The organism is Pseudomonas sp. 05T35 (assembly GCF_056396605.1).
Window position 1 is genome coordinate 1 of the sequence record NZ_JBFTLU010000256.1, and the last position, 6,238, is coordinate 6,238.

Genomic DNA, 6,238 nt, shown 5'->3' on the forward strand with positions numbered 1-6,238 from the left:
GCCTTTGCTCAGTACGGCAATGCGCAAATGATCGGGCAAGGTCAATGCCAGACTCAAACCGGCAGCGCCGCTGCCAATTACCAGAACATCGTGTTGAAACTGTTGGCTCATTTCAGGATTCCGCTCAAAGCGACCCGGGTCGGGGTTGGCGCAAGACACCTGAATCGGCGAGTCGAGACAGCCACACAGCGCACTAGTATATAGAGGGGTGGATCGGCACAATAGTCGGGCCTACGTGGCAATATGAGACTACTGTGACGGGAAGGGTAGAGGGCCGTGTAGGGCAATTTACACGCGGGATCGACGATAAGACAGCCTGATCGCCGATGAAGCGCTGTTTTTCGCCGCGTGGTCATACATTATTCGTTTCGCACGACTATAAAGGTTGGGAACTTTGCCTGGCGTCCAAGCTCAATAGAAGGTTGCCTGAAACAAGGAACAGCGTCGGCTTCACGCAGGATTTGTGTTTTGGTCATTGCGGGTGGATTCGACGATAAAGATTATTCGCGTAGCCGGCCAGCCCGTGCTGCGTCTTTCGTGTGTGCCAAATCAGAGCGCACAGGAAACTTGCTTGGAGGGGGAGAACTTTTGCGAAAAGCCCGAGTCTATGTTTGCAAGCCTGATCGATTAGTTATGCAAGCCTCCTCCGAGCTTATCGAGGAGTGTTCATGCTAACCCAGGAAGAGGATCAGCAGCTGGTCGAGCGCGTTCAACGCGGCGACAAGCGCGCTTTCGATCTGCTAGTGCTGAAATACCAGCACAAAATTCTCGGGTTGATCGTGCGTTTCGTGCACGACACCCATGAAGCCCAGGATGTCGCACAGGAAGCCTTTATCAAGGCCTACCGTGCACTTGGAAATTTTCGCGGCGACAGCGCGTTTTATACGTGGCTTTACCGCATCGCCATCAACACGGCGAAAAACTATCTGGTTTCACGCGGCCGTCGGCCGCCGGATAGCGATGTCAGTTCAGAGGATGCAGAGTTCTACGATGGCGATCATGGCCTCAAGGATCTCGAGTCGCCGGAACGTGCATTGCTGCGTGATGAGATCGAAGGCACCGTCCATCGAACCATCCAGCAACTGCCAGAAGATTTACGTACGGCATTAACTTTACGTGAATTCGATGGTCTGAGTTACGAGGACATTGCGAGCGTCATGCAGTGTCCGGTGGGTACCGTGCGCTCCCGGATTTTCCGCGCTCGGGAAGCCATCGATAAAGCCCTGCAGCCGTTGTTGCAGGAAAGCTGAGACAGCGGCGACAGCCAAGAGAGGAACCGCCATGAGTCGTGAAGCCCTGCAGGAATCGCTGTCCGCAGTGATGGATAACGAAGCGGACGAACTGGAATTGCGTCGGGTATTAAATGCCTTTGACGATGTTGAAACCCGCGAGACCTGGGCCCGTTACCAAGTCGCTCGGGCAGTCATGCACAAAGACCTGCTGATCCCTCGCCTGGATCTGGCTTCGGCCGTTTCTGCTGCCTTGGCYGACGAAGCCGTACCGGTCAAGGCCACTCGTGGTCCGTGGCGTACCGTGGGTCGCCTGGCGGTGGCTGCATCGGTGACCCTTGCTGTTCTGGCGGGCGTGCGTCTGTACAACCAGGATGAGATCGCCGGTGTCGAATTGGCCCAGCACTCCACTCAACCGGGTCTGGCCGTTCCTCAAGTAAAAGGTCCAGCCGTTTTGGCAGGCTACAATGAGAGTTCGGAAGCCACTGGTCCTATGGCCAACGGCGTATTGCAAGGTCAGCCGGGCTGGCATGATCAACGTCTGCCAGGCTACTTGCGCCAACATGCTCAACAAGCTGCACTCAAAGGCACTGAAAGTGCTCTGCCTTACGCTCGTGCGGCAAGCATGGAAAACCGTTAAGGAGGATCATGCGCGCCATCCCTCTACTTACGCTGCTGGTAACTGGCTGGTTTGTTGTTCCAGCCTATGCCGATGAGGCTCAGGACTGGTTGACCCGCCTGGGCCAGGCCGAACAACAGCAGAGTTTCCAAGGCACTTTCGTCTACGAGCGTAACGGTAGTTTTTCTACCCACAACATCTGGCATCGTGTCCAGGATGGCAAAGTCCGCGAGCGTTTGCTTCAGCTTGACGGTTCTGCTCAGGAAGTCGTACGTATTGATGGGCATACTCAATGCGTCAGCGGCAGCCTGGTGGCGGGGCTGGGGGATACTCCCGACTCTTCTGGTCGTGCGCTCGATCCACAAAAGCTCAAGAATTGGTACGATCTTGCCGTAATCGGCAAGTCACGCGTGGCTGGGCGCCCGGCGGTCATCGTTTCATTGACGCCGCGTGATCAGCATCKTTATGGCTTTGAATTGCACCTGGACCGCGAAACCGGCTTGCCGTTGAAATCATTGCTGTTGAATGACAAGGGGCAGTTGCTGGAGCGTTTCCAGTTCACTCGACTGGATACGGCTGACGTACCGACTGAGCGTGATCTGCAAGCCACGTCCGAGTGCAAGGCTGTGACGCTCGACAGCGACAAGGCATTAGCGGTGAAAACCGCTCAGGTATGGCATTCCGACTGGCTGCCACCTGGCTTCGAGCTCAGCAGCAGTAGTGCACGCCAGGATCCGCAGACCAAGGTCCAGATCAGCAGCTTGATGTATGACGATGGCCTGGCGCGTTTTTCGGTGTTCCTGGAGCCGCTCAATGGCGCGGTGGTTACCGATACACGTACTCAGTTAGGCCCGACCGTTGCGGTTTCGCGACGTCTGACCACGCCTGAAGGCGAGATGATGGTCACTGTAGTCGGCGAAATTCCGATCGGCACCGCTGAGCGCATTGCACTCTCCATGCGTTCCAATACCACTGCGGCCAAGCAGTGAGCTGATCCGGTGATGCTCATCGGACTGTCGGTTGGTTGTGAAAGAGGCCAGCAATTGTCCACTCCACAATTGAGATGTTGAAATGTTTGGTGAGCATTTCTATTTGCAAAATCCCCAAAAATTTTCTATAGGTCAGAGCCCCACGGCTCTGGCCTTGTTTGTTGTTCCCGGAACAAAAGTACCGGTGTATGTTTCCCGGTATTCCTTGCTCCATATCGCTTAACCATGCTCGTCGTAACGGGAGCCGTATGTCGATACCACGTTTGAAATCCTACCTCTCCATTTTTGCTGCTGTATTAGTACTCGGTCAGGCCGTCAGTGCCCAGGCGGCCGAGCTGCCTGACTTCACGCAGCTGGTCGAGCAAGCCTCGCCTGCGGTAGTGAACATCAGTACCACGCAGAAATTGCCGGACCGTAAGGTCTCCAATCAGGATATTCCGGATCTGGAAGGCTTGCCGCCGGCACTGCGCGAGTTTCTCGAGCGTGGCATGCCGCCACAGCAGCGTTCACCTCGCAGTCGCCAGCGTGAAGCGCAATCCCTGGGTTCGGGGTTCATCATCTCGCCTGATGGCTACATTCTGACCAACAACCATGTGATCGCCGATGCTGATGAAATCATCGTGCGTCTTGCCGATCGCAGTGAACTGAAAGCCAAGTTGATCGGCACTGACCCACGTTCCGATGTGGCGTTGCTGAAGGTCGAGGGCAAAGGTCTGCCTGTGCTCAAATTGGGTAAATCCCAGGATCTGAAAGCCGGGCAGTGGGTTGTTGCCATCGGTTCGCCGTTTGGCTTCGACCACACGGTGACCCAGGGCATCGTCAGTGCCGTTGGTCGCAGTCTGCCGAACGAAAACTATGTGCCGTTCATCCAGACCGACGTGCCGATCAACCCGGGTAACTCGGGTGGTCCGCTGTTCAACCTGGCGGGCGAAGTAGTAGGGATCAACTCGCAGATCTACACCCGCTCCGGTGGCTTCATGGGCGTGTCGTTCGCGATCCCGATCGATGTCGCCATGGATGTTTCCAATCAGCTGAAAAGTGGCGGGAAAGTCAGCCGAGGCTGGTTGGGTGTGGTGATCCAGGAAGTGAGCAAGGATCTCGCCGAGTCCTTTGGTCTGGAGAAGCCGGCCGGTGCGCTGGTAGCGCAGATCCAGGAGGGTGGTCCGGCTGCCAAGGGTGGTTTGCAGGTGGGTGACGTGATCCTGAGCATGAACGCTCAGCCGATCATCATGTCAGCGGACCTGCCGCATCTGGTGGGTGCGCTCAAGGCGGGTGAGAAAGCCAAGCTTGAAGTGATTCGTGACGGCAAGCATAAAAATGTCGAGCTGACGGTTGGCGCGATTCCAGAGGAAGGTAAAGAGCTGGATGCCCTTGCCAAGCCCGGTGTCGAGCGCAGCAGCAATCGATTGGGTGTATCCGTAGCCGACTTGAGCGATGAGCAGAAAAAAGCCTTGGACCTCAAGGGCGGCGTGGTGATCAAGGACGTGCAGGAAGGTCCTGCTGCCCTGATCGGCTTGCAGCCGGGCGATGTGATTACTCATTTGAACAATCAGGCGATTGGTTCTGCCAAGGAGTTCACAGAGATCGCCCAGGCGCTGCCAAAGAACCGCTCTGTATCGATGCGGGTCTTGCGTCAGGGGCGTGCCAGCTTCATTACCTTCAAACTGGTCGAGTAAACCGGTTAGTCACTGAATAAAAAAACGCCTCGAATGAGGCGTTTTTTTATGGGGCAAAGAAACGTCAGCCCATCATGTCCTTGACCAGACGCTCTTGCTCCATCAGCTCCCGTTGACGCGCATCGATGCGTGACGACAGTGGGAAGTTGGTGCCTGCGCGACGTTTTGCGAAGTCCAGTTGCTGGATCGCCTGGCGGTAGTCGCCGATCAGTGCGAAGTACTCGGCGCGAGCCTGATGCAGGCCAATGATGTTGCCGGACAGGCCGCGAGTCTCGGCCACCATGTACCAGACGTCCGGATCGTTCGGGCGGTTCTTGAGCAGGGCCTCAAGGGCTTTCTCGGCGTCAGCCGGGCGGTTCTGCTTGAGCAGCAAGTCGACCCGCACCTGATTCAGCGGATAGTTGCGCGGGTACTGCACGAGCATCCGGTCGACCCGCGTCTGTGCGTCCGGCAGGCGATTGTTGGCGATGYCCAGATCGACTTGCGCCAGGTTGTAGATGATTTCGTCAGGCGATTTGGCCAGTAACTGCTTGAGGTTCTCGCGGGCCTCGTTGAACAGGCTGCCCTTGATCTGGGCGATGGCCAAGCCATAACGAGCCACATCGCTTTTCGGGTTTTCATCGAGTTGGGCGCGAAAGCGTTTAGCGGCAAGGCCTGGACTGTCTTCGTAGAATAACTGGACGCGTGCGCGAATCAGTTGATACGTCAGGCTGTCTTCCTTGCCGCCCGGTTTGAACTGCTCGGCGCGGTTGCGGGTGTCGGCGATTCGCGATTCGGTGACCGGGTGAGTCAGCAGGAATTCGGGCGGTTTGGCATTGAAACGGTACTGGCGCATCAGACGTTCGAACATGGTCGGCATCGAGCGCGGGTCGTAACCGGCTTTCTCGAGGTTGAGCATACCGATACGGTCGGCCTCCTGCTCCTTCTCCCGGGAGAAGCGTAGTTGCTCTTGAATGGCCGCTGCCTGGGTACTGGCGATAGCAGCGATACCAGCGTCTCCGGCGCCAGCCGCGGCCACGATGATCCCGCCGAGCAGGGCGGCCATCATCGGGATTTGCATCCGTTGCGACGCTTCGACGCCGCGCGCAAAGTGGCGTTGCGACACGTGAGCCAATTCGTGGGCGAGTACCGAAGCGTATTCGCTTTCGGTCTGGGCGTTCAGAAACAGGCCGCCGTTGACCCCGACAATCCCGCCGGGTGCGGCGAAGGCGTTGAGTTGCGGGCTGTTGATCAGAATGAACTCCAGGCGCCGGTCATTGACCTGGCTGGTTTCCACCAGTTTATAGACACTGGTTTCGACGTAATCCTTGAGCAGTGGGTCGTTGAGTTGTGACACCTGGCTGCGCAACATCGCCAGCCATGCGCGGCCCAACTGGTATTCCTGCTGTGGCGATACGATGGCAGAACTGGCATCGCCAAGTGACGGCAGGTCGTCGGCAAAGCCCGGTGAGGCTAGCAGGCAAGCGAGCGTCAGCAGGGTGGGGCGCAGAAAAGTCATGCACGAAGCCTTAGTCGACAAAGACCTTACTGTAGCCGGACACATGCGTTGCGACCAGATATTCTAGACCACTCAATCACCTATCCGGAGTGACGCAATGACCGACGCTGTAGAGCATGATGCCGAACTGGACGCCAGCGGATTGAACTGTCCATTGCCGTTGCTCAAGGCCAAGCTTGAACTCAATCGCCTGCCCAGCGGCGCGGTACTCAAGGTAACTGCTACTG

At 57.0% G+C, this 6,238-nt stretch carries 7 protein-coding genes; 5 read left to right on the top strand and 2 right to left on the bottom strand.

Annotated elements, in window-relative coordinates; genetic code table 11:
* Window positions 1-111 (bottom strand): FAD-binding protein (locus AC1DH9_RS18960; protein ID WP_477808580.1); only part of this gene is annotated, 111 nt, incomplete at its 3' end.
* A 557-nt stretch (window positions 112-668) separates the two neighbouring features.
* Between AC1DH9_RS18960 and rpoE the strand changes: the two genes are divergently transcribed.
* From rpoE to AC1DH9_RS18980, 4 genes are all read left to right on the top strand, one after another.
* Window positions 669-1,250, top strand: a complete 582-nt coding sequence (rpoE, locus tag AC1DH9_RS18965; RefSeq protein WP_019692537.1) for an RNA polymerase sigma factor RpoE/AlgU — start codon at window positions 669-671, stop codon at window positions 1,248-1,250.
* 31 nt (window positions 1,251-1,281) lie between these two features.
* Complete coding sequence (locus AC1DH9_RS18970) at window positions 1,282-1,869, top strand: sigma-E factor negative regulatory protein (protein WP_427536716.1); 588 nt, start codon at window positions 1,282-1,284, stop codon at window positions 1,867-1,869.
* 8 nt (window positions 1,870-1,877) lie between these two features.
* Window positions 1,878-2,837, top strand: a complete 960-nt coding sequence (locus AC1DH9_RS18975; protein ID WP_477808578.1) for a MucB/RseB C-terminal domain-containing protein — start codon at window positions 1,878-1,880, stop codon at window positions 2,835-2,837.
* A 248-nt stretch (window positions 2,838-3,085) separates the two neighbouring features.
* The gene (locus AC1DH9_RS18980) at window positions 3,086-4,513 is read left to right on the top strand and encodes a DegQ family serine endoprotease (RefSeq protein ID WP_427536712.1); all 1,428 of its coding nucleotides are present in this window, start codon (window positions 3,086-3,088) and stop codon (window positions 4,511-4,513) included.
* 64 nt (window positions 4,514-4,577) lie between these two features.
* Here the strand turns inward: AC1DH9_RS18980 and AC1DH9_RS18985 are convergent, their stop codons facing one another.
* Window positions 4,578-6,011, bottom strand: coding sequence for a M48 family metalloprotease (locus AC1DH9_RS18985; RefSeq protein WP_477808579.1), 1,434 nt, complete (start codon window positions 6,009-6,011; stop codon window positions 4,578-4,580).
* A 97-nt stretch (window positions 6,012-6,108) separates the two neighbouring features.
* On the opposite strand from AC1DH9_RS18985, the gene AC1DH9_RS18990 reads away from it, so the two are divergent.
* Window positions 6,109-6,238: sulfurtransferase TusA family protein (locus AC1DH9_RS18990; RefSeq protein WP_477808581.1), on the top strand; the 130-nt coding region annotated here is incomplete at its 3' end.

What these genes read in the sequence shown, in the direction of transcription:
- rpoE (WP_019692537.1), top strand. Translation starts at nt 669, where the DNA reads ATGCTAACCCAGGAAGAGGATCAGCAGCTGGTCGAGCGCGTTCAACGC.
- AC1DH9_RS18980 (WP_427536712.1), top strand. Translation starts at nt 3,086, where the DNA reads ATGTCGATACCACGTTTGAAATCCTACCTCTCCATTTTTGCTGCTGTA.